Below are 21,726 nucleotides of genomic sequence, written 5' to 3' on the forward strand. Positions count from 1 at the left end.
GCCTTGCCTGAAGCGAGATGCGCATTCTACGCACCTGAGTTTTAATGTCAACGTTTTATTTAGATTTTTTAAACTTTCTTTTCAGAAGATTCAAACTCATTTTTAAAACGTTAAGTTAACTTAATCAGCCTAGACCGAGTTAGATAACTCATTGAAACCGTTCGTTTGGGTTACCCCTTGGAACTGGAGCGCATTCTAGAGATTTCTGGCTTCACGTCAACACCTAATATCAATTAAATTGCGATTAAATGACTGTTTGCTTTTTAATTAGGCAATGTGAGCAAATAGAAGCCGATACATACATTAATAAACACTAATGCGTAATAAATAGCGGGCTTTTGCTTAAGTTAATGCAAGTAACAATGGCCTTCAAACGCCTTTTATCTTAAATGATTAACTTAATTGTAAGACGCTGCCTAATAATATTCTATTAGACCCTTCTATACTGTATTCATTTCTAATAGCCCTTGTTATGAATGAATACAAACTACTTACCGCTAAGATTAGTTATTGAATAGCGCTTAGGTTTAATTTTTTAACATGACTAGCTAGTTATAGAGCGCAGAAGGCATTGTTGACTGGATTGAATGCAAGGTTTGGAAACGAAAAAAGCCGCTAGATAACTAGCGGCTTTCATATTTAATATTGTTATACCTTACAGTAAATCAATAGATGGCGGTGAGGGAGGGATTCGAACCCTCGAAGGCTTGCGCCTTACACGCTTTCCAGGCGTGCTCCTTCGGCCACTCGGACACCTCACCGTTTTAATCACTATCTATTGAGCTCCTCGTACCGAGCTGCGCTATGTTAGAAAAATAATCTCTATAACGCAACCTAATTTAAACAAAGTTAAAGCAGTTGCTTATTTAACAGCCAACGTATAATAAGATTACTTATTTTTGTTCATTTCAGTATTAAAATTTAACATGCGGTCTAGAGATTTAAGCGCTCCTGTGCGAAGTTTCATATCAACGAAGACTTCTCTACCTTCTGGGTTTAACAGTGCTTGTTCAATTTCCTTTAAGCCATTCATTGCCATCCACGGACAATGTGCGCAACTACGACATGTAGCACCTTCGCCAGCTGTTGGTGCTTCAAAGAATTCTTTATCAGGGCATAACTGTTGCATTTTATAAAAAATACCACGGTCCGTCGCCACAATGAATTTTTTATTGGGTAGTGCTTGAGCCGCTTTAATTAATTGGCTAGTTGACCCTACCGAATCGGCCAGATCAATTATTTCTGCTGGTGATTCCGGATGAACAAGCACGGCAGCATCTGGATGAAGCGCCTTCATATCAATGAGTGCTTTGGTTTTAAACTCATCATGAACAATACAAGCACCTTGCCACATGATCATGTCGGCACCCGTTTGCTTTTCAATGTATGCACCTAGATGGCGATCAGGACCCCAAATAATTTTCTCACCCAGGTCATCAAGATGCTCAACAATTTCTAAAGCGCATGATGAAGTCACTATCCAATCAGCACGAGCTTTAACAGCGGTAGAAGTATTAGCATAGACCACAACGGTTCTGTCAGGGTGTTGATCACAAAAAGCACTAAACTCTTCAATTGGGCAACCTAAATCTAACGAACATGTGGCTTCTAATGTAGGCATTACCACTGTTTTTTCTGGGGTCAGTACTTTTGACGTTTCACCCATAAAACGCACACCCGCTACAATCAAAGTCTCTGCAGGATGGTTGTTACCAAATCTTGCCATTTCTAATGAATCAGCTACACAACCACCGGTTTCTTCTGCTAATGCTTGAATTTCAGGATCAGTGTAATAATGTGCAACAAGTACAGCGTTTTTTTCTTTCAATAATAATTTGATACGTGCTTTAGACTCTTCACGCTCTACAGCACTTAGTGGCGTAGCCTTTTTGGGGAATTGAAAATCAAAATCAACGGCTAAATTTGCTTGGGTCATATGTCTTCTCAATGAGTGCCTTAAAAATCGTAAGAATTATAAGGTATAGAAGAATAAAAGTGTACTACGAATATGGTTCAAGGTGGATAAGAGATATAAAAATTATATTAATGAGATAAAGAATAATGTAGGTGGTTAGATAAATTTAAACAGTACTGAGGAATAAGATAGGGTCATTAAAAGTGGTCGGTCGTGAAGGATTTGAACCTTCGACAAATTGGTTAAAAGCCAACTGCTCTACCAACTGAGCTAACGACCGATAAACTACTTTTAATTTTTAATAATGAAACCGCATGGTGCTAATTTCAATGCCACTATGTTCTTAACTATCAACTATCAAGGTTAAGGTTAAGAAAAGTGGTCGGTCGTGAAGGATTTGAACCTTCGACAAATTGGTTAAAAGCCAACTGCTCTACCAACTGAGCTAACGACCGTCATATATTCTGAAACAAATACCGAACACTTTTATTGGTAAAAAAGTGGTCGGTCGTGAAGGATTTGAACCTTCGACAAATTGGTTAAAAGCCAACTGCTCTACCAACTGAGCTAACGACCGGTATTTGTTTCCGCTGGACTACTCGTCCAATGCGGGGCATATAATACTCATAATATTTTTAAGTGCAACAACAATCGTCGACTTTTTTGCACTTTATTGTTTGTTCGAACAAAAAGCCACCAAAGCGCACAACTTATAAGCAAAAATTATGGTTTGATACTATTTAATCGTGGTTGCGCTAGTTTTGCAGCACTTGAATTAGGGTATTGCGCTATCAACTTTTTGTATACGGCAATCGCTTTGGTTTCATTATTTTCTTTTTGCTCAACCATAGCAAGCTTTAACATTGCGTCACTACGTTTACTGGAATCAGGATAATTACTCACCACCACATCAAATTCTTGACGTGCTTGAGTTAACTCACCTTTGTTAAACAATAACTGTCCTAACCAATAATGGGCGTTCGCTGCATAAGTCGAGTTAGGGTACCTTTGATTAAACGCTTCAAACTCAGGAATAGCTTGTTCGTAACGCTTATCTTTTAACACCATATTAACCGCACGATCATAGGCTTCATTTTCAGTTAAGTTATTACTGTAATTTACCTTACCTGCATCACCGCTAGGTGCAATGATTGTTGCGGGTATTTGATTTGCTGGTTTTAGTGCTTCTGATACTCTGCGATCAAGCTCTTGATACAACTCACGTTGACGGTCAAGTACCTGACTCAATTGATAAGTGTGTAACTCAGTGATGCCACGAAGCTCGTTAACTTCGTTTTGCAGTTCATCGAGTTGTCGTTGAACGTTAACTTGGGCTCTGTTACGGGCATCAAGTTTGCGTTCAAGACTAACCAGCTGTTCACTCAAGCTTAATTTGGCAGCCTTGGTAGGCGTGCCAGCGGTTACTTCAATAACAGGAGCCCGTTCAGCTGCTACTGCCAAATTGGCAGCCACAGCGAACGTCATCCCGAATAGAATACTATTGGGTTTCATTTCATTACCTGATTAGTAGACCAACACGGCACGACGGTTTTTAGCAAACGCGCCTTCGCTACGATCTTTAACCATTGGTTTTTCTTCGCCGTAACTTACTGTGCTTAATTGTGCAGCTGAAACGCCCATGTTCTCTAAAAACGTTTCAATAGCTTTTGCACGGCGCTCGCCTAATGCAATGTTATATTCAGGTGTACCACGTTCATCAGCATGACCTTCAATTAACACATTGACCGTTGAGTTTTCGTTAAGAAACTCAGCATGTGCTTCAAGAATAGCGACAAAATCACCACTTACTGTTGATCTGTCAAAATCAAAATAAACAATATGCTCTGAACGTAATTTTTCAATTTCTTGACGTTTTTTAGCTTCAATAGCATCAGCACGTTGCATTGCTTCAACTTTTACAAGTTCGGCTGCTTCACGAGCTTTTTGTTCAGCCATAACGGCTTCATTTTTTTGCATCGCACTAGCGTCTTCGCTAGCTGAGTCAGATGAACTACAAGCCGATAAAGCCATGATAGGTAAAACAACCGCTAAGGCTTTTACTGTTTTATTAAAGCGCATTTTATGTGTCCTTATTATTTACAAATTAAATTACTAATAATTATTATAAAAATGGTGACCATGAAGGTGACTTCACTTCGCCATTAAGTGCTGGCAACCTTGCCTTAAATCTTCCATCTACGGAAACTAAACTTAGTACCTGACGGTTATTGTGTAAAGTACTATAAATAATCATACCACCGTTAGGTGATATACTTGGTGATTCGTCCAAACGTGTTGTGGTTAACACTTGAAAAATCCCTGAATCAAATTCTTGCTTGGCTAGATGATACTTACCGTTTGTACGATTTACCATCACTAATTGACGACCATCAGGTGTTAATGAGCCACCTAGGTTCATTTCGCCATCAAAAGTTAGCCTTCTAATTTTGCCATCTACTAAACTTACCCGATATAGCTGCGCTCTTCCACCCCGTTCTGAACTAAATATCAATGACTTGCCGTCTGGTGTCCAACTGGGTTCAGTATCAATGGCACGATGACGAGTTATACGTCGTAATTTTTTCGTTGCAACATTCATCACGTAAAGCTCAGGATTATCATCTTTAGACAATACCATTGCCAGTTTTTTACCATCTGGTGACCAATTAGGTGCACTGTTGATACCCTCAAACGAGCTGATTAAATTACGTTGCCCGGAATAAATATCAATAATATGAATTTGTGCTTGTCGATTTTCAAAGGTTACATAAGCTAACTGATTGCCACTTGGGTGCCACGATGGTGACATTAATGGCTCTTTTGAACTTAACAAAACATGTTCGTTAAAACCATCGTAATCAGCAATAGCTAACTGATAAGGATATTCACCTTGATCGCGCACAATAACATAGGCAATTTTTGTTAAAAATGCACCGCGTGTACCTGTGAGCTTTTCATAAACAGCATCACTGATACGGTGGGCGTAACGACGAAATTGATCGGCGCCAATCTCAACGGTACTTTCATCCAAAATATGATCTGAGGTACGCACTAACTTGCCATTACTTAACATTTGCGTTTCGCCACCGGTAACTTGGCCACGAATAACATCAACCAGCTGATATTTAATTTGATAACGACCTATCGAGGTTTCGCTAACTTCACCAATAACAACGGCTTCAACACCTTCACTTGCCCAAGCGCTGTAATCAATTTCACTATCCTTGTTAGGTACCTGAGGATAACGTGAGGCTTTAATTGGACTAAATTTACCACTGCGTAGTAAATCATCACTGACCACTGTAGATAAACGCTCTGGCATGACACCCGTTCCTGTCCATTTAAATGGCAACACAGCAATGGGTCGTGCACTATCAACACCTTCGGTGATAACAATTTCTAACGTTGCCCTTACCTGCTGCGAAAACACTGCAGCAAAGAATAGTAAAAATAAAGTTACATTTTTCATAGCGTCGATTATCTTCCTAATATATACAAAAACTTAATTAAATTTGTCTGGTGCTACCGTTAAACTGATCGTTCTCATTTCTCGAAATATTTCAGGGTCTTTAGAAACAGGTAAAGTACCCGCTTTATATACCGCTGTTTTTGCTGCTTCACAAACTCGTCTGTCGCCTTGGCCTGTGACCACATTGGTCACAAAACCTGAGGGTGCTAGACTTATGGTTAACTTACAAGATTTACCTTCCATCGTGCTACGGTCAGTGATCAAATTACGCTTTATGGTTTGCGTTATTAATGCGGTAAACCGACCAATTTCTGTCATCATTTGTTGGCGACGAGCCTGTTGACGATTGGCCATTTCTTCAGCCATTTGTTGCTCTAATAACTTTTGCTGAGCGGCACGTTCTCGATCTTCTTGCTGTTTACGTTTTTGGTCTGCCGCTTTCTTTTTACGCAAATCTTCTGCTTTTTTAGCCGCTTGCTCTTCTTTTATTCGCTTAGCTTGCGCGTCTGCTGCCGCTTTATCAGCTTGCGCTCTTTCAAGCTCTTTTTGTTTGCGCTGTTTGTCTGCCGCATTTGCTTTAGCTTGAGACTTTTTAGCCGCGCTGTCAGCTGCCTTTTTTTCTTGCTCTTTTATCTTACGCTGACGTTCAAGACTCTTAATGCGTTTTTCTTCATTTAGTTGTTTTTCTTTTGCGGCGGCAATACTATTTTCAAGATTTTTAAGCTTTTGAGCGTCATCGGCCTTTTGCTTTTTAATCTTATTAATTTGCGCCTCTACTTTACTTCTTTCAACAACAACCGCTTGAATAGGCTCCATTTGTACTGACGTTGGCGTCGATTTTGGTGGCGATGAGAAATCACCCCACAACAAAACAACAGCAAGTACTATGTGTATGGCAAAACTTAACGCTAAGGGAGTTGAATACTTCGATGACACTACTTACTCTCCGGGGTATCAGTCATTAAACCAACAGATGGTACACCTGCTATTTTTTGTAACATCACCATTAATTGAATAACCGCATCATAAGAAACCGCACCATCGCCATTAACCACCACGGGGGTATCAGGTGCCAACTTTAAATGTGCGGCGACTAAGGTGGCAACTTCTTCTGCCGACATAGGTTCATTTTTGCTGGTTCCAACCGCCAGATAATAATTGCCATTAGCATCAACTGAAGCCACTAAAGGCGGTTTCATGTCTTTACTTAGAGGTTGTGCATCAGCTTGCGGTAAATCAACTTTAACGCCTTGTGTTATCAGCGGTGCCGTTACCATAAAAATAATCAGCAACACTAACATTACGTCAATATAAGGTACTACATTTATCTCAGCAACCTTGCGGCGCCTGACTCGATTATACATAGTTAATCTCTACCTTAGCCGTGTTGCTCTGTCGCTGTTTGTCTTTGTAATATACTTGAAAATTCGTCCATAAAGTTACCATAGCTATTTTCAAGTTTTTCAACATTATGACTAAAACGGTTAAATGCCATCACGGCAGGAATGGCGGCAAACAACCCCATTGCAGTCGCGATTAATGCCTCGGCAATACCGGGCGCAACCATAGCCAGAGTGGCTTGCTCAACCGCACCTAGGGCAATAAATGAATTCATGATACCCCACACGGTACCAAACAAACCAATATAAGGGCTTATTGAGCCAACGGTGGCCATAAAGGGCAAATGTGTTTCCAAGTTATCGACTTCTCTTGACATTGCCACGCGCATTGCCCGGTGTGTGCCGTCAACTATCACTTGCGGTGAATAGCCATGCGATTTACGTAAACGAGCAAATTCACGAAAACCAGAAACAAAAAGACTTTCAATACCGTCAATATGCTCTTTGGCAGAAACTTCACTGTAGAGCTTACTTAAATCAGCCCCACTCCAAAATTTGTCTTCAAAGTCTTTTAATTGTATTTTAGCTGCAAGCAATACTTTACGACGTTGAAAAATCATGGTCCAACAGGCAATTGAAAATCCTAATAAGGTCAACATGACCAGCTGAACTAATAAACTGGCCTGTAAAAATAAATCAAAAAACGAAATTTCAGCTGACACGTTTTAATGCTCCTAATATGCTTTTGGGGATAGTACAAGGTTTAGGTTTTGCTAGAGCCAAGTTAACACAAGCGACTTTAATCTCAGCCGTACATAATGTTATCTGGTTCTGGTTCACAAGTTGCTGTGAAAATACCAAACTCGCAGACTTTAATCGGCTTATTGTTGTGGTCATTGTTAGCAAGTCATCAAGTTTTGCTGATGCCTTATTGTCCATTGCCACCTTTGTGACCACAAAACCGATATTTTGTTCTAAAAATATTGATTGATTAATACCAAGTTCGCGCAGCCATTCTGTTCTAGCGCGTTCAAAAAACTTTAAATAGTTCGCGTAATAAACGATACCACCGGCATCGGTATCTTCATAGTAAACACGTACGGTGTGTTGATGACTGCTTAATGACATTAAATTTTTCGATTTATCTTAGTATAAAATTTTCAAGTGCTTATCTTAATAGATAAAGCTCACACGGAACAAGAGCTAAGGTACTTTCTTTGTAAAAATTTCAACAATAAATCTAATTACGGATCTTTTATTAGTCTAATATTATAAAAAATCATTACTGATCAGCGACTGTAAATGGTTACTCTCCTTATATTAATGCAAGATTACGACAATTTATTTCGCATTAGTTTTCCTAATGATTAACATAAATTATTTTTGTTTGTGTTGCTCAACTCATCGGACTAGAATAGCCTTGTTGTTTGAGCTAGCGCACGAATTTTGTTTTTTACATTTTTCATCTTAGCCCACAAATGTTTTGATAGGTGTTGTTACCTTTCTCTGTTATATATTTTCTAGGATCCCCATTTCCTTTTAGCAGCTTATATTTTAAGTTGGCCCACATAGATTTATGTGGGCTTTTTTTTACTTAAAATTCAAAGAATAAACATCGACGTTCTTTCACATCCATGTGACCACGCCATACCGTTCATCCTGAACAAAAAAAGCACCCTAAGGTGCTTTTTATAACGGTAAAAACTTAGCAGTTAACTTGGAAAGTCTAAACCAAAGTGTAGATAAGCTCTACTTGTAGCAATTCGCCCGCGCGGTGTGCGTTGTAAAAAACCTTGCTGGATTAAAAAAGGCTCTAATACATCTTCAATGGTTTCACGTTCTTCGCCAATGGCAGCGGCAATGTTATCAAGACCAACGGGGCCGCCGGAAAATTTATCAATAATCGCTTCCAATAATTTCCGGTCCATTAAATCGAAACCTTCATTATCTACCTCTAACATATCTAAGGCACTGGCAGCGGTTGCTTTACTGACTATACCGTCAGTTTTTACATCCGCGTAATCTCTGACTCTGCGTAATAAGCGATTAGCAATGCGCGGTGTACCACGAGAACGCCTTGCGACTTCAAATGCTCCCGCTTGAGCAATGTCTAAATCTAAGAAATGTGCTGAACGCATGACAATTTCGGTTAACTCTTGCGTGTTATAAAATTCTAGCCGTTGAACTATCCCGAAACGATCGCGAAGTGGTGAGGTTAACGCGCCTGCGCGAGTTGTTGCACCAATTAAGGTAAAGGGCGGTAAATCAAGTTTTATAGAGCGGGCTGCTGGCCCTTCGCCGATCATAATATCTAACTGATAATCTTCCATCGCTGGGTAAAGAATTTCTTCTACCACAGGACTTAAACGATGAATTTCATCGATAAACAAGACATCATTTTCTTCAAGGTTAGTCAGTAATGCCGCCAAATCACCGGCTTTTTCCAATACCGGACCTGAGGTAGCCCGAACACTGACGCCCATTTCATTCGCGACAATATTGGCTAAGGTGGTTTTACCTAAACCCGGTGGACCAAAAATTAACAAATGGTCAAGCGGCTCGCGTCTTTTCAAAGCCGCCGCAATGAAAATTTCCATTTGAGACTTTACATGAGCCTGCCCAGTATAGTCGGACAACATTTTAGGCCTAATAGCTCGGTCAACCGTTTCATCTTCACGGGTGGCTACGGGTTCAATTAATCTGTCTGCTTCTATCATGTATTACTCATTGAAAAAATCATTAAAAAACTCATTGAAAAATTTTATCGTCATTTACCTTTGGCCCAAACTTGTTATCGTCGATATGGCGAAGTGATTACTACTTATAACATGGCTTTTAAAGCACCACGGATCAGGTCTTCGCTACTTTTGTCAGGATGAAAAACTGATTTAACTGCTTTGTCTGCTTGTAGCTGACTATACCCTAAAGAAACTAAGGCGTTAATAGCATCGCCTTTACTATCACTGATAAAGGCATTGGCTTGATGAACATCCGTTGGCATCATATGCACCAAAGCGTCACTACTGTCAGTTTGCCAATCTTTTAATCTATCGCGCATTTCAATCAACAAGCGTTCCGCTGTTTTCTTACCAACACCGGGTATTTTCACTATGGTGGTTAAATCGTCATGTATAACACAACTGACAAATTGATCGGCAGACATGCCTGACAAAATAGCCAAACCTAATTTAGGCCCAACACCATTAACCTTGATCAGTAAGCGAAACAGTTTACGCTCAACTTTATTAGCAAAGCCATAAAGTAATTGTGCATCTTCACGTACCACAAAGTGGGTATATAAAGTCGCTTCTTGATTAACCTCGCCAAGGGCATAAATGCTGGTCATTGGCATAGTCACTTCATAGCCAACACCATTACATTCAATTAAAATTTCGGGGGCCATTTTTTCTATTAATATGCCACGTAAACGTCCAATCACGGCTTAACCTTTGCTTGATATACTATATGACAACACCATACCACTAGATATTTATACAGTAAAGTTTACGCCCTGAATTATTTAAAGCGGTGCGCAAATAACGATAATACTAGAAAAATAACTATTAGCGTAAGCGTCCACGTACTGTTTTAGTGGCTTGGCCTGAAAGTTTACTGATCGAGTCGTGACTGTGCGCATGACACAGGGCAACGGCCAGTGCATCGGCGGCATCAGCTTGAGGTGTGCCCGGTAATTTCAAAATAGTTTTCACCATATGTTGCACTTGAGTTTTATCTGCCGCACCTGTACCCACAACCGATTGCTTAATTTGTCTAGCCGAGTATTCTGCAATCGTTAAACCATTGTTCGTCGCCGCAACAATAGCCGCACCTCGAGCTTGGCCTAACTTTAATGCTGAATCAGGATTTTTCGCCATAAAGACTTGCTCAATAGCAAACATGTCAGGTTGAAATTGCAAGATAAGCTCACTAACGCCAGCAAAAATTGTTTGCAAGCGCATACCTAAATCTTCACCTGCCGCTGTGGCTTTAATACAGCCACTGCCTAAATAGGTAAAATTACGGCCCGATTGTTTAATGACGCCATAGCCGGTTAAACGTGACCCTGGGTCAATACCTAAAATAATACTCACTTGTTATTTACCTTAATAAAAGCGTTAACTTTAAAAATAATACTATTGAAAAAAAACGCACGAATAAGGCCTAAGTAGCATTAATTCGTGCGTTTTAATTGTGTTAACATTAACGCTTAGTCACGTTAAAATTTTTCTAACAGAGGTTATTCTGCTTTTGGCTCAGTATCAATTTCTTTTGCCAAACAAGCAATGCCTAATTCAGCCAGTTGTGCTGGGTTTGCATGACCTGGCGCATTAGTTAACGGACACGCCGCAGTTGTTGTTTTCGGGAATGCCATCACATCACGAATTGAACTAGCTCCAGTCATCAGCATTACTAAACGGTCTAAACCAAAGGCTAAACCGGCATGTGGTGGCGCGCCGTATTGTAATGCTTCTAGTAGGAAACCAAACTTTTCTTGCGCTTCTTCATCGCTAATACCCAGAATGCGAAATACAGCGGCTTGCATATCTTGATTATGAATACGCACTGAACCACCACCTAATTCACAGCCATTAAGAACCATGTCATAGGCATCAGACAAAGCACCCACGGGATTTGCTTCTAATTCAGCCGCGGTTAAATTGGTTGGCGCGGTAAACGGATGATGAATAGCATGCATATTGCCGTCAGCTTCTTCAAACATTGGAAAGTCTACCACCCACAATGGTTTCCAATCACCTTGCAATAGCTCAAGCTCTTCACCCACTTTTAAACGCAAGGCACCTAATGATTCAGTCACCACATTATAAGTGTCTGAGCCAAAGAAAATAATATCGCCGGTTTTAGCATGAGTACGGGTTAATAAGGCATTAACGGCGGCTTCATCTAAGAATTTTAAAATCGGTGATTGTAAGCCTTCAAGACCAGCATCAAGGTCATTAACTTTTAACCAGGGCATGCCCTTAGCGCCGTAAATACCGACAAATTTAGTTAACTCGTCAATACCTTTACGAGAGAATTTAGCGGCGCCTCCCGGTATACAAATAACGGCAACTCGGCCTTTATCGTCGTTAGCAGGGCCAGAGAACACTTTAAACTCAACATCTTTTAAGATGTCAGCCACGTCAACAATTTCAAGTGGATTACGTAAATCTGGTTTATCAGAGCCAAAACGAGTCATCGCCTCTAAATAGGTCATGCGCGGAAATTCACCTAAGTCTACGTTAAGTAGCTCTTGGAATAAGCCGCGGATCATAGTTTCAGTCACTTGCATCACTTGATCTGAACTCATAAATGAGGTTTCAATATCAATTTGAGTAAATTCTGGTTGGCGATCTGCACGTAAGTCTTCATCACGAAAACACTTAACGATTTGATAGTAGCGTTCCATACCTGACATCATCAACAATTGTTTAAATAATTGTGGTGACTGTGGTAAAGCAAAAAATTGCCCTTTATGAGTACGGCTAGGCACTAAATAATCACGCGCACCTTCAGGGGTAGCGGCTGTAAGAATAGGTGTTTCTATATCCAAAAAGCCTTGTGACTCAAGTGATGCACGCACCGCTGAAGTCACTTTAGCGCGAAAACGCATGCGCTCAGTCATTTCTGGACGACGTAAATCAAGATAACGATATTTTAATCGTAGCTCTTCAGAGTTCTTCTGATTTGAATCTAAAGGTAGCGGTGCTGACTTATTTAAAATAGTTAACTCTAAGCCCAACACTTCAATAGCGCCCGTTGCCATATCTTTATTCACTTGGCCATCAGGACGAGCGCGCACTTTACCTTTGATTTGCACACAAAACTCATTACGCAAGGTGTTGGCTTTTTCAAGCACTTCAGGAAAGTCCGGGTCGTAAACAACTTGTACAATACCTTCACGGTCTCGTAAATCTAAGAAAATTACCGCACCTAAGTCACGACGACGATTAACCCAACCACAAAGTGTGACTTCCTGACCCACATGAGATTCATTAACCTCACCACAATAAAGACTACGCATGTATTTACCCTAAAATTCGAATAAGCTGAACAAGTTAACAGATGTTTTATAAATCTATAACTTGTGATGATAAAAATTGCCAACATTATAAAGCAATGCTAAGTAAAGTCACCCGACATTCAATGAATAGTCTAATTAGACCCGTTCCACTTCAGTATGCCGGTTAATGATATTGATAATGCTTACCCCCTCAAGCTTTAAGCAGGTTTTGCATTCTATGCTAAGCACTACCAATAATGGCGTAAAGTCGGCTATAACGTCCTAAGCAGAACATAAAAACACATTACCTTGTTTATCAGAGAATATATCAGGTAAAATACGCTTTTATAGCCTCAAACGTTAGTATAGTTTTGTCATCATGAAAACATCAGATACCGATTTAATTTTTTCTAATAAACAAAGTAAAATCAAAGACTTTGCATTCGACGCACAAGTCGTAGAAGTTTTCCCCGATATGATCAGCCGCTCAGTGCCTGGTTATAGCACTATTATTGATACCATAGGCCGACTCAGTCAGCGCTATGTCACCGATAACAGCCAAGTTTACGACCTGGGCTGTTCGCTCGGCGCGGCAACATTGGCGATGCGTAAAGGTATCAGCGCAAAAAACTGTAAAATTATCGGCATTGATAGCTCAAGCGCTATGGTTGAACGCTGTAAAATGCATGTAAGTGCTTTTAAAGGTGAAACACCGGTTGAGATAATAGAAGCTAATATTCTTGATATTGAAATTAAAAATGCCTCTATGGTAGTGCTTAATTTTACTTTACAATTTATCGCGCCAGAACAACGCCAATTATTGTTAAATAAAATAGCTAAAGGCCTTAATCCCGGTGGTTTATTATTACTGTCAGAGAAAATCGCCCATACCGACAACGTCTGCAATGAGTTACTCGTCGACTTACATCATGACTTTAAGCGTGCCAACGGTTATAGCGAATTAGAAATCGCCCAAAAACGTACCGCACTAGAAAACGTCATGCTCACTGATAATTTAGACACCCATTTAAAGCGTTTGAAACTGGCTGGCTTTAACCATAGCGCCCCTTGGTTTCAATGTTTTAACTTCTTTTCTCTGATCGCGATTAAATAGCCCCATGATTTCATTTAACAACTTCTATCAAAAAATAGCGAGTAATCGCTTAAGCCACTGGCTTAACATTTTGCCCGCTCAACTGACTCAGTGGCGAGAACAACATTTACACGGCGAATTTGCCCAATGGCAAAAAACCTTAATGGCGCTACCAAAAACATCACCATCGAGTGTTGATATTAGTACCACAGTACGGGCAGGCGAACGCGCTGACATTAATGACGGTGAATATAAACGTTTAGAGAATTTACTGAAAAAGTTTAAACCTTGGCGTAAAGGCCCGTATCATATTCATGGGCTGCACATAGATACTGAATGGCGTTCTGATTTTAAATGGGATCGCTTAGCGCCGCATATTAGTGACTTAACTCATCGTTATGTACTCGATATTGGCTGTGGCAGTGGCTATCACTTGTGGCGCATGCGCGGTGCAGGTGCTGAGTTTGTTGTGGGTATTGACCCGACACAATTGTTTTTATCACAATTTCAAGCCATACAACATTTTGTTCAAGATGATCACGTTAACTTATTACCGCTAGGTGTTGAACAGTTGCCTGAGTTAAATGCCTTCGATACCGTATTTGCGATGGGCGTTTTGTATCATAGACGCTCGCCAATAGATTTTCTTTACCAACTAAAAGCGCAATTGGTTAAAGGCGGCGAACTGGTCTTAGAAACCCTAGTGGTTGATGGCGATGAAAATACCGTGTTAGTGCCGGGCGAGCGCTACGCGAAAATGCGCAATGTTTGGTTCTTACCCAGTTGTGAGGCTATGTGTGCATGGCTTGAACGTTGTGGTTTTAAAAATATTCGTGTGGTTAATACTGATATCACTGCCCTTGACGAACAACGTAAAACTGATTGGATAGATACTGAATCATTACAAGACTTTCTTGACCCTGATGATAACAGTAAAACCATTGAAGGCTACCCAGCACCAAAACGGGCAATATTTATTGCCAATAAATAGCCTTATGTTAGTTAACTGTCACTAAAACACAATGCTATTTCACCACTGAGGGACAGAGGGATTTCGTCCTACGGTGAGAAGAGTAAAAAATTAAAGTCATGCCTTAACTTTCGACATTAAATTTACTCCGTGTTTACTCAATATTGACTCCTTCTCTTCTCATTCTTTCCTCCCTGTAAATTCTAAAAAAATTCACAGGAAGAAATGAATGAGGACTGAATGAGCTAAAAAACACTAAACCATGTCACAATCGAGAAACGTTGTCCTACACCAATAAAAGCAAAATAAATTAACGTAATGTCTTACTCAATATCAACCGACCTTCATTAAATTTACTCAGTGCTTACTCCTTCTTTTCTCATGTTTTCCTCCCTGTAACACACTAAAAAACTCACAGGAAGAAGTGAATGAGGACTGAATAAGGTAAAAAAATGCTAAGCCATTTCACCAGCGAGGTACTTTGTCCTAAACGAAAAAGAAAAATACATTAACGTAATTTTTTACTCAATATCAATCTACCTTCCTTAAATTTACTCAGTGTTTACTCCTTCTTTTCTCATGCTTTACTCCCTGTAAATCCTCCTTGTAAAATACTAAAAAAATTCACCACCGAGAGACTTGGCTCTGCACCTAGAGGGAAAAATTAAAGTTGTTGTCAACGGCTAGCAAGTGCTGAGTAAGAGCTAACTTAATGGCTTGGCTATTACCTTCCTTTAAAGAATAATATACTATTTGTATCATACGGTTAATTCAGCTTGAAAACAGAGGCATCATGGACAATCCTTGGCAAATAAGACGATTAGAGCGAGTCGCAAAAAGACATCAAGATCACCGCAGCCCATTTCAACGTGACCGAGCACGTATTCTCCATTCAGCCGCATTTCGACGACTACAATCAAAAACCCAAGTGATGGGCAGTGGTCAAAGTGACTTTCATCGCACCCGATTAACCCATTCTTTAGAAGCGGCACAAATTGGTAGCGGCATTATCGCGCAAATTCGCAGTAAATATCCTGAGCATAGCGCTGCCCTACTGCCTAATGACGACAGTTTGATTGAAGCATTATGTTTAGCGCATGATATCGGCCACCCTCCTTTTGGCCATGGTGGAGAAATTGCCCTACATTATATGATGCGTGATTATGGTGGCTTTGAAGGCAATGGACAAACCTTTCGTATCGTGGCGCACTTAGAACCGTTTAGTGAAAATTTCGGTATGAACTTAACCCGCAGAACACTACTGGGCTTAATAAAATATCCACAAACCTTAAACAATTTACAACAAAATATTCCGCAAGCAATACCGGCATCTTTTCGCCAATTAGAAACGTCGAAATGGCAGCCACCCAAAGGCTTATATCTTGACGATATTGATATGTTTAATTGGGTATTAGCGCCTTTATGTCAGTCAGACAAAGCACTTTTTCAACAATTTACCAGCAAAGCGAATAGCCATAGTAAAACCAATTATAAATCTTTAGATTGCTCGATGATGGAATTAGCCGATGATATTGCCTATGGCATTCATGACCTAGAAGATGCCATAGTTACCGGCGTGGTTAATCAACAAGACTTTGATGAAAATGTGATCAAAAGGCTACTAAAAATAGACGATGATTGGCTGCACGACTATAGCTTAAGCTTAGCGGATAATCTTTTTAGTCCTCAACGCTATAAACAAAAAGAAGCCATTGGCGGTTTAGTGAATTACTTAATAACCGCCGTCGAATTAGATGATATTAACGCAACTAAAACGTGTAACTTTCAAGAGCAACTTTTACGCTATAATGCCGTGCATCCGTTAATTGCCGCTCAAGTGCTACAGATTTTCAAAGACTTTGTTTATCAGTTTGTGATCAAGCAAACGTCAATTCAACAGTTGGAATATCGTGGTCAGCAAATTGTGATGGAATTATTTCAAGCCTTGTCTTCCGACCCTGAGCGCTTATTACCTAAAAACACCGCCATGCGTTGGCTACAAGCAAAAGAAAACAAGCTCAATCAACACCGTGTTATCGCTGATTATGTCGCGGGGATGACCGATGAATATGCCACCAAACTTTATCAAACCTTATTTTTACCCATAGGACAAACTGGATTTGGTCAACACGACTATTAACTTATCCAGCAGATAACCTAAGCAGGTGCTGATAAGTTAAGTACCACTAAAAAATAGTATGCACTGTAATAACCCATGGAGAGGTTTTTCTAACGATGGCTAATATGCTAGATATTTATTGTGGCAGCAACGCCTTAAAAACAATACAAGAACACGGTTTTAAACAAGAACTTTTTACCACTATGCTGGGCGTCAGTGGTGGGCCAAAATGGTTTCTTTAGTGCAAGCTATACGCCGAAAATATAATAATAAAAATAAGTTCATAAAAAGTTTTTATGAACTTAAAACAGACAATGTTAAATTTGATATCACAACATTTGTTAAGACGTTAATTCCCAAGAGTGACCTCAGGAATTAACTAGATTTAAAAGTATAAACTTAATGTAACTAACGTGTAGTTATTAGTCGAGAGGATTTCTTTTGACTAGTGACAGGCTGTGCTATTTTATTACTAGAGTCAGAGCCTGATGTTAATCCTAAATTTTGAGTGTTCTCCCATGCTTCACTCCAACGACTTAAGTCTTCTTTCATCAGGATATTAATACGAGGTTTGATATACGGGTTAATTTCATCTTCAGAAACTACACCGTCCCCATTATCATCATAACCCATTGTAGAATATTCAAGCACTAGCGCTCTGCCCATATCATCGACTGAAATGACTTCCCAAGTATGATGGCGTGTTTGATAAGAATTTTCCTTATACAAATTAACGATGTTACTCTCTACATTCCAAGTCCAATTATCATCACCCATGCGAAAATAATCCACGCCATATTCATTCCATTTTCCAGCAGGCTCACCTCTGATACCTCGATTGAAAGTACCATCCGCGTTAAATTGATATCCATAAATATTTTCAAGCTTTAGTTTATCGCCGTCCCATTGGTCAGCGCTTGAGGCATTAATAAAAGATGCTTGTATCTCTGGTAGCTCAGTAACAAGATTATCCGTGTATAAAGTAAAACTGTCATCGAATTTAGCTATTTGTGAACTCACGACATCAGTTAATTTACCATCAACCCACTGTTCAATTTTTGCCAGGTAATGTTTACCTGATTGCTTAAAAGGCGTTATTTTATAGCTGATATTTTCTTGCGTCAGAGTTAAAGTTCCGTCATCAAGTGTTGGCGTAAATTGATAAGCCGACTTGTCTGTTGTCGCTGAGGTTTCACTAATGGTAATAGTGTCCCCGAAAAAGCCTTCAACTTGCTCTTGTGAAAAATCCTTCGTTGAATAGTCAAAATGCATTACCCAACGACCAGATATATCATTTAGCACTTTGCCTGCAAATAAACTATTGTCATTGTGAACATAAGTACGAGTTGAGTTGATAAATTCTGTACCAGTAGGAGATTCACCCTGCCAATCCATTGCTTCTGGAGGTATCATTTTATAGCCAAATTCGCCTGAAACATTCACTTGGTAAGCTGTATCAGTTTTTGATAATAGGGTTACACTCTCATGTCCTACGCCTGAATGAATTTCAATTCGTAAGTTTTGACCGATTACTCCATTATCTGCAGCTTCTTTTAACTTATCTTGAACTGATTGTTCAAAACCATAACGCGTGGTTACGCTATCAAACGGATAAGAAAAGTAATCTAAGCTTACTTCATTTTTTTTATAGGCTAACACGAGCTTGCCATTGGTGACTGTCCAATCCACTTGTTTGGTATCAGCAGCATAATAGTTGATATAGTTACTTGCTGTTCCGTTACTATTAAAGTGCCAGCCATTTCCCGAATGTCGAAGCCACCCTTGTTTAGCGCCATTGAGACTGAGCATGGTTTTGTCGGTAAACATTTCAGTTGTGAATTGTGCTACCGCGTCTGGGTCCGAAATTGTTGCCGCTATAGCTACGTCTAACGCTTGAGTATAAGCTTCAGTTGCCTCACCACTTTCATCAACATAAGCGTTTGCTACTAGGTAGTTGTTTATAGCCTCTGTTGTTGAACTAGCTTCGTCAGAGTCCAGTAATGACAAAATAGACTCGCCTTCAGGTATTTGAAAGTTGGGGTTATCTACTAATAATTTAATAAAACCTGCGGTTTCTAGCGTATCCTCTGCCGAAATATCGCTTTTTAACGCTTCAAGCTGCTCGTTTGAAGCTATGTTTTGGTTTTCATTCCTGTCTTTCGCTAGTAAATACGTTGCCGTAGAAAGGTGAGTCACGTTAGTTCTATTGTTTTCTTGATTTGTTAGTTCTTTGTTAGCATCAACAGAACTAAGCAGATTTTTAACCTCTCCTAGCATAGCAACCAACTCAACGCTTGCCTGATTGTTTATCTCACTACCTTGTGCTTTTATGAAAAGCATATTTTGCATGTTATTAATGGTGATGGGTAGCTGGTAGTTGCCTTTCGAGTCGGCTGTGGCGGTATAAGTTTGACCGTCTAATTCAACTGTAACTAATGCATTTGAGATTGGGCTGTCTGTAACCTTTCCCGCTATTGTCATTGTATGATTGATTGTAAGGTTAACTTCAGCTTCTGCGGTTAATGCACCATCAGATATTTGATAGCTTAGGGTGTCAACGCCTGCATAATCTGTTAGTGGAGTGAATAAAAGCGCATTATCAACGATTTCAACCGTGCCAAATTGTGGCTGAACAGTGATGCTGTCTAAGGTTAAAGTATCACCGTTACTGTCTGTGTCATTAGCTAATACATCAAGTGTGCTTGACTTATTATTTTGTGCAAGGCCAGTATCAGCATTAGCTATAGGGGCTGTGTTGCTTTCGGGAGGGGGTGGAGTTGTAGTTTTGGTTGATTTATCACTACCGCCACAACCTGTAATAATTGATAACGCTAGCATTGAAAGTAATAACTGTTTTTTCATGGTATGTCCTTATTAATTGGTATTATTATGGTTTGAAATTTTTAGTGTATTAATTTTAATTGAGGTATTCATAAGTATAAAAATGACTATTGAGCTAATCTCTATAAAGAGAAAATGGCCAGTTCATTTTAATCATGCGCAATAACTCATATTGTTTTTATTAGTGGGCTTTCCGATGCCATACGGCTAACAATTGCTGAGTCCCCTTTATTATTACGAAGGTCGACTATTTACAGCCTGTACGAACTTTTGTTAATTATGGGAAATTGAGCTTATTCTTTTACTTTGAGCTTGGTGTAGGGAGGTTTTTGACAAGTATTAGCTACTGATAATAGCGGAGTTCGAAGAAGAAAAAGTAGCAGTGATGAATGTAAAAATGTTATGAGCATATTAGTTCCTTTAAATTTAAAATCCCTGTCCTTAGGTAGTTAACTACCTAAAACAGATCCTACAATACACTAAAACTCATATATAACAACAACTAATACTACTGAGTAAAATAAAGCCAAATTGAGGTTGTTTAGAAAAGCCTTTCCCCACAACTTTTAAATTACCATCATTCACCTCAGAACTATTATGTTTTTTGAAATGAATGACAAAATCTCCTTCATCTAATACTTCTATATTTTTCACATCACAGTTAAGCATTTTTAAAATAGGTTTCATCTGAGGAGCATATTTTTGATGCATAGCTTTGATGCATAGCTTTGTTCATTTCGAACATTTTTTCATTCATCAATACACGCTTGTTGTGGAATTTAAACCGCTTCATCTATAGGCTCAGACAGAGTACTATTGCACTCTACCTGATGACTATAAACCTAATAATGAAGGGTTAATAACCAGTCACCTGAAAATTAAATTGAAGAAATAAGATGTTAGATATTTATGCAGGCTCTAATGCCTTAAAAAAAATACAAGAACACGGTTTTAAACAAGAACTTTTTACCACTATGCTGGGCGCCAGTGGTGGGCCAAAATGGTTTAGCTTATTTGGCTTAGACAAATACCTTTTTGGTGAATATTTTAAAGATCGCCGCACTGAATTAAATTTAGTTGGTTCGTCAGCGGGGGCATTTCGCTTTGCCGCCCTTAGCCAGCAAGATCCCGTTGCGGCGATTACGCGCTTAGCGACACTCTATTCACAAACCACCTATTCGGAAAATGCCAAAAATAAAGAAATTACCGCCAAAGCAATGGCTCTACTTGAAGAAGTCTTAGGTGCGAAAGGCAGTGATGAAATTATCAACAATCCAATTTTCAAAGCACACTTTATTGTCGCAAAATGCCGTGGCTTAACTGCTTTTGAGCAAAAAACGCCGTTAATGTTGGGGTTAATATCAAGCATGGTATTTAATCAAATCAATCGCGGTTTACTGGCCAAACAATATCAACGCTTTGTTTACCATCATCCTAAAAGCCAGTTAACGATTAATGACCCTTATAATTTTAATACCCAATATCAAGCCTTGAGTCACAAAAACTTAACCACCAGTTTGCTTGCTTCTGGCTCTATCCCTGTTGTTATGGGCGGTGTAAAAAACATTGCTGATTCGCCAAAAGGCATGTATCGCGACGGTGGTATTATTGATTACCACTTTGATGTTGATATCAAGCCAGCATCTGGCCTTACCCTGTATCCACACTTTTCACCAACGCCAAAAGCCGGTTGGTTTGATAAAAATTTAGCGCGTAAGGTCAATACCGAGTATTACAAAAACACCGTAATGTTAGTGCCCTCTGCAGCCTTTATTGCTCAATTACCTTTTGCAAAAATACCTGATCGGAAAGATTTTATTAATCTAGCGCCTGCAACACGGCTAAAATATTGGCAAGCAGTGTTAAAAGCATCTGAATGTTTAGCGGATGAATTTTCAGCATGCGTAGCTAAACCGAACACCGAACATATTAAACTTATTGAATGAGCTTAATACTAAACGGACTAATTTAGTCCGTT

At 39.5% G+C, this 21,726-nt stretch carries 19 protein-coding genes and 4 tRNA genes; 5 read left to right on the forward strand and 18 right to left on the reverse strand.

Annotated features, from left to right (window positions below):
- Positions 1-673: 673 nt before the first annotated feature.
- The 16 genes from H4J41_RS04780 to aspS all read right to left on the reverse strand — a co-directional run bounded on the left by H4J41_RS04780 (position 674) and on the right by aspS (position 12,746).
- A tRNA-Ser gene (locus H4J41_RS04780) sits at positions 674-761 on the reverse strand.
- Between the two features lie 128 nt (positions 762-889).
- Positions 890-1,936 carry a quinolinate synthase NadA gene (gene nadA / locus H4J41_RS04785; RefSeq protein WP_182136084.1) on the reverse strand — a complete coding sequence of 349 codons (1,047 nt, stop codon included), beginning with the start codon at positions 1,934-1,936 and terminating at the stop codon, positions 890-892.
- A 183-nt stretch (positions 1,937-2,119) separates the two neighbouring features.
- Positions 2,120-2,195: transfer RNA gene (locus H4J41_RS04790), tRNA-Lys, on the reverse strand.
- A 99-nt stretch (positions 2,196-2,294) separates the two neighbouring features.
- Positions 2,295-2,370 (reverse strand) — tRNA-Lys (locus H4J41_RS04795).
- A 46-nt stretch (positions 2,371-2,416) separates the two neighbouring features.
- Positions 2,417-2,492, reverse strand: a tRNA-Lys gene (locus H4J41_RS04800).
- A gap of 146 nt (positions 2,493-2,638) precedes the next feature.
- Positions 2,639-3,427, reverse strand: coding sequence for a tol-pal system protein YbgF (ybgF, locus tag H4J41_RS04805; RefSeq protein WP_182136085.1), 789 nt, complete (start codon positions 3,425-3,427; stop codon positions 2,639-2,641).
- Between the two features lie 12 nt (positions 3,428-3,439).
- Positions 3,440-3,994: a peptidoglycan-associated lipoprotein Pal gene (gene pal, locus H4J41_RS04810; RefSeq protein WP_182136086.1), complete on the reverse strand. Its 555-nt coding sequence runs from the start codon at positions 3,992-3,994 to the stop codon at positions 3,440-3,442.
- A gap of 43 nt (positions 3,995-4,037) precedes the next feature.
- Complete coding sequence (gene tolB, locus H4J41_RS04815; protein ID WP_182136087.1) at positions 4,038-5,384, reverse strand: Tol-Pal system beta propeller repeat protein TolB; 1,347 nt, start codon at positions 5,382-5,384, stop codon at positions 4,038-4,040.
- A 33-nt stretch (positions 5,385-5,417) separates the two neighbouring features.
- A complete protein-coding gene (tolA, locus tag H4J41_RS17715; protein ID WP_182136088.1) occupies positions 5,418-6,320 on the reverse strand; it encodes a cell envelope integrity protein TolA in 903 nt (300 codons plus the stop codon).
- Entirely contained in the window at positions 6,320-6,748 is a 429-nt protein-coding gene (gene tolR / locus H4J41_RS04825) for a protein TolR (RefSeq protein WP_182136089.1), read from the reverse strand. The genes tolA and tolR overlap by 1 nt, the downstream gene beginning before the upstream one ends.
- Positions 6,749-6,762: 14 nt before the next feature.
- A complete protein-coding gene (tolQ, locus tag H4J41_RS04830) occupies positions 6,763-7,446 on the reverse strand; it encodes a protein TolQ (RefSeq protein WP_182136090.1) in 684 nt (227 codons plus the stop codon).
- Positions 7,436-7,852 (reverse strand): tol-pal system-associated acyl-CoA thioesterase, encoded by a 417-nt coding sequence (ybgC, locus tag H4J41_RS04835; protein ID WP_182136091.1) that lies wholly within the window; start codon positions 7,850-7,852, stop codon positions 7,436-7,438. Before ybgC ends, tolQ begins: the two co-directional genes overlap by 11 nt.
- A 584-nt stretch (positions 7,853-8,436) precedes the next feature.
- Positions 8,437-9,441 carry a Holliday junction branch migration DNA helicase RuvB gene (ruvB, locus tag H4J41_RS04840; RefSeq protein WP_182136092.1) on the reverse strand — a complete coding sequence of 335 codons (1,005 nt, stop codon included), beginning with the start codon at positions 9,439-9,441 and terminating at the stop codon, positions 8,437-8,439.
- A gap of 104 nt (positions 9,442-9,545) precedes the next feature.
- Positions 9,546-10,163, reverse strand: coding sequence for a Holliday junction branch migration protein RuvA (gene ruvA / locus H4J41_RS04845; protein ID WP_182136093.1), 618 nt, complete (start codon positions 10,161-10,163; stop codon positions 9,546-9,548).
- Between the two features lie 124 nt (positions 10,164-10,287).
- Positions 10,288-10,815 carry a crossover junction endodeoxyribonuclease RuvC gene (ruvC, locus tag H4J41_RS04850; RefSeq protein ID WP_182136094.1) on the reverse strand — a complete coding sequence of 176 codons (528 nt, stop codon included), beginning with the start codon at positions 10,813-10,815 and terminating at the stop codon, positions 10,288-10,290.
- A gap of 146 nt (positions 10,816-10,961) precedes the next feature.
- The gene (aspS, locus tag H4J41_RS04855) at positions 10,962-12,746 is read right to left on the reverse strand and encodes an aspartate--tRNA ligase (protein WP_182136095.1); all 1,785 of its coding nucleotides are present in this window, start codon (positions 12,744-12,746) and stop codon (positions 10,962-10,964) included.
- 358 nt (positions 12,747-13,104) lie between these two features.
- On the opposite strand from aspS, the gene cmoA reads away from it, so the two are divergent.
- The 4 genes from cmoA to H4J41_RS04875 all read left to right on the forward strand — a co-directional run bounded on the left by cmoA (position 13,105) and on the right by H4J41_RS04875 (position 17,149).
- On the forward strand, positions 13,105-13,839 hold the full coding sequence (gene cmoA, locus H4J41_RS04860) for a carboxy-S-adenosyl-L-methionine synthase CmoA (RefSeq protein ID WP_182136096.1): 735 nt from the start codon (positions 13,105-13,107) through the stop codon (positions 13,837-13,839).
- A 4-nt stretch (positions 13,840-13,843) separates the two neighbouring features.
- A complete protein-coding gene (gene cmoB, locus H4J41_RS04865; RefSeq protein WP_182136097.1) occupies positions 13,844-14,809 on the forward strand; it encodes a tRNA 5-methoxyuridine(34)/uridine 5-oxyacetic acid(34) synthase CmoB in 966 nt (321 codons plus the stop codon).
- A gap of 772 nt (positions 14,810-15,581) precedes the next feature.
- Positions 15,582-16,928: an anti-phage deoxyguanosine triphosphatase gene (locus H4J41_RS04870; protein ID WP_182136098.1), complete on the forward strand. Its 1,347-nt coding sequence runs from the start codon at positions 15,582-15,584 to the stop codon at positions 16,926-16,928.
- Positions 16,929-17,023: 95 nt separating this feature from the next.
- Positions 17,024-17,149 carry a hypothetical protein gene (locus H4J41_RS04875; RefSeq protein ID WP_404842464.1) on the forward strand — a complete coding sequence of 42 codons (126 nt, stop codon included), beginning with the start codon at positions 17,024-17,026 and terminating at the stop codon, positions 17,147-17,149.
- 166 nt (positions 17,150-17,315) lie between these two features.
- Here H4J41_RS04875 and H4J41_RS04880 read toward each other — a convergent pair whose 3' ends face one another.
- Together H4J41_RS04880 and H4J41_RS04885 are read right to left on the reverse strand one after the other, a co-directional pair.
- The gene (locus H4J41_RS04880) at positions 17,316-19,769 is read right to left on the reverse strand and encodes an Ig-like domain-containing protein (protein ID WP_182136099.1); all 2,454 of its coding nucleotides are present in this window, start codon (positions 19,767-19,769) and stop codon (positions 17,316-17,318) included.
- A gap of 465 nt (positions 19,770-20,234) precedes the next feature.
- Positions 20,235-20,459, reverse strand: coding sequence for a hypothetical protein (locus H4J41_RS04885; RefSeq protein WP_182136100.1), 225 nt, complete (start codon positions 20,457-20,459; stop codon positions 20,235-20,237).
- 185 nt (positions 20,460-20,644) lie between these two features.
- Between H4J41_RS04885 and H4J41_RS04890 the strand changes: the two genes are divergently transcribed.
- Positions 20,645-21,694, forward strand: coding sequence for a patatin-like phospholipase family protein (locus tag H4J41_RS04890; RefSeq protein ID WP_182136101.1), 1,050 nt, complete (start codon positions 20,645-20,647; stop codon positions 21,692-21,694).
- Positions 21,695-21,726 lie beyond the last annotated feature (32 nt).

The organism is Colwellia sp. MB3u-45 (assembly GCF_014077005.1).
In the GTDB taxonomy this organism is placed as follows: domain Bacteria; phylum Pseudomonadota; class Gammaproteobacteria; order Enterobacterales; family Alteromonadaceae; genus Cognaticolwellia.

Excerpts from the sequence above, each read along its gene's own strand:
- nadA (WP_182136084.1), bottom strand. The coding sequence starts at position 1,936 with ATGACCCAAGCAAATTTAGCCGTTGATTTTGATTTTCAATTCCCCAAA.
- ybgF (WP_182136085.1), bottom strand. The coding sequence starts at position 3,427 with ATGAAACCCAATAGTATTCTATTCGGGATGACGTTCGCTGTGGCTGCC.
- pal (WP_182136086.1), bottom strand. The coding sequence starts at position 3,994 with ATGCGCTTTAATAAAACAGTAAAAGCCTTAGCGGTTGTTTTACCTATC.
- tolB (WP_182136087.1), bottom strand. The coding sequence starts at position 5,384 with ATGAAAAATGTAACTTTATTTTTACTATTCTTTGCTGCAGTGTTTTCG.
- tolR (WP_182136089.1), bottom strand. The coding sequence starts at position 6,748 with ATGTATAATCGAGTCAGGCGCCGCAAGGTTGCTGAGATAAATGTAGTA.
- ybgC (WP_182136091.1), bottom strand. The coding sequence starts at position 7,852 with ATGTCATTAAGCAGTCATCAACACACCGTACGTGTTTACTATGAAGAT.
- ruvB (WP_182136092.1), bottom strand. The coding sequence starts at position 9,441 with ATGATAGAAGCAGACAGATTAATTGAACCCGTAGCCACCCGTGAAGAT.
- aspS (WP_182136095.1), bottom strand. The coding sequence starts at position 12,746 with ATGCGTAGTCTTTATTGTGGTGAGGTTAATGAATCTCATGTGGGTCAG.
- cmoA (WP_182136096.1), top strand. The coding sequence starts at position 13,105 with ATGAAAACATCAGATACCGATTTAATTTTTTCTAATAAACAAAGTAAA.
- cmoB (WP_182136097.1), top strand. The coding sequence starts at position 13,844 with ATGATTTCATTTAACAACTTCTATCAAAAAATAGCGAGTAATCGCTTA.
- H4J41_RS04870 (WP_182136098.1), top strand. The coding sequence starts at position 15,582 with ATGGACAATCCTTGGCAAATAAGACGATTAGAGCGAGTCGCAAAAAGA.
- H4J41_RS04875 (WP_404842464.1), top strand. The coding sequence starts at position 17,024 with ATGGCTAATATGCTAGATATTTATTGTGGCAGCAACGCCTTAAAAACA.
- H4J41_RS04880 (WP_182136099.1), bottom strand. The coding sequence starts at position 19,769 with ATGAAAAAACAGTTATTACTTTCAATGCTAGCGTTATCAATTATTACA.
- H4J41_RS04885 (WP_182136100.1), bottom strand. The coding sequence starts at position 20,459 with ATGCATCAAAAATATGCTCCTCAGATGAAACCTATTTTAAAAATGCTT.
- H4J41_RS04890 (WP_182136101.1), top strand. The coding sequence starts at position 20,645 with ATGTTAGATATTTATGCAGGCTCTAATGCCTTAAAAAAAATACAAGAA.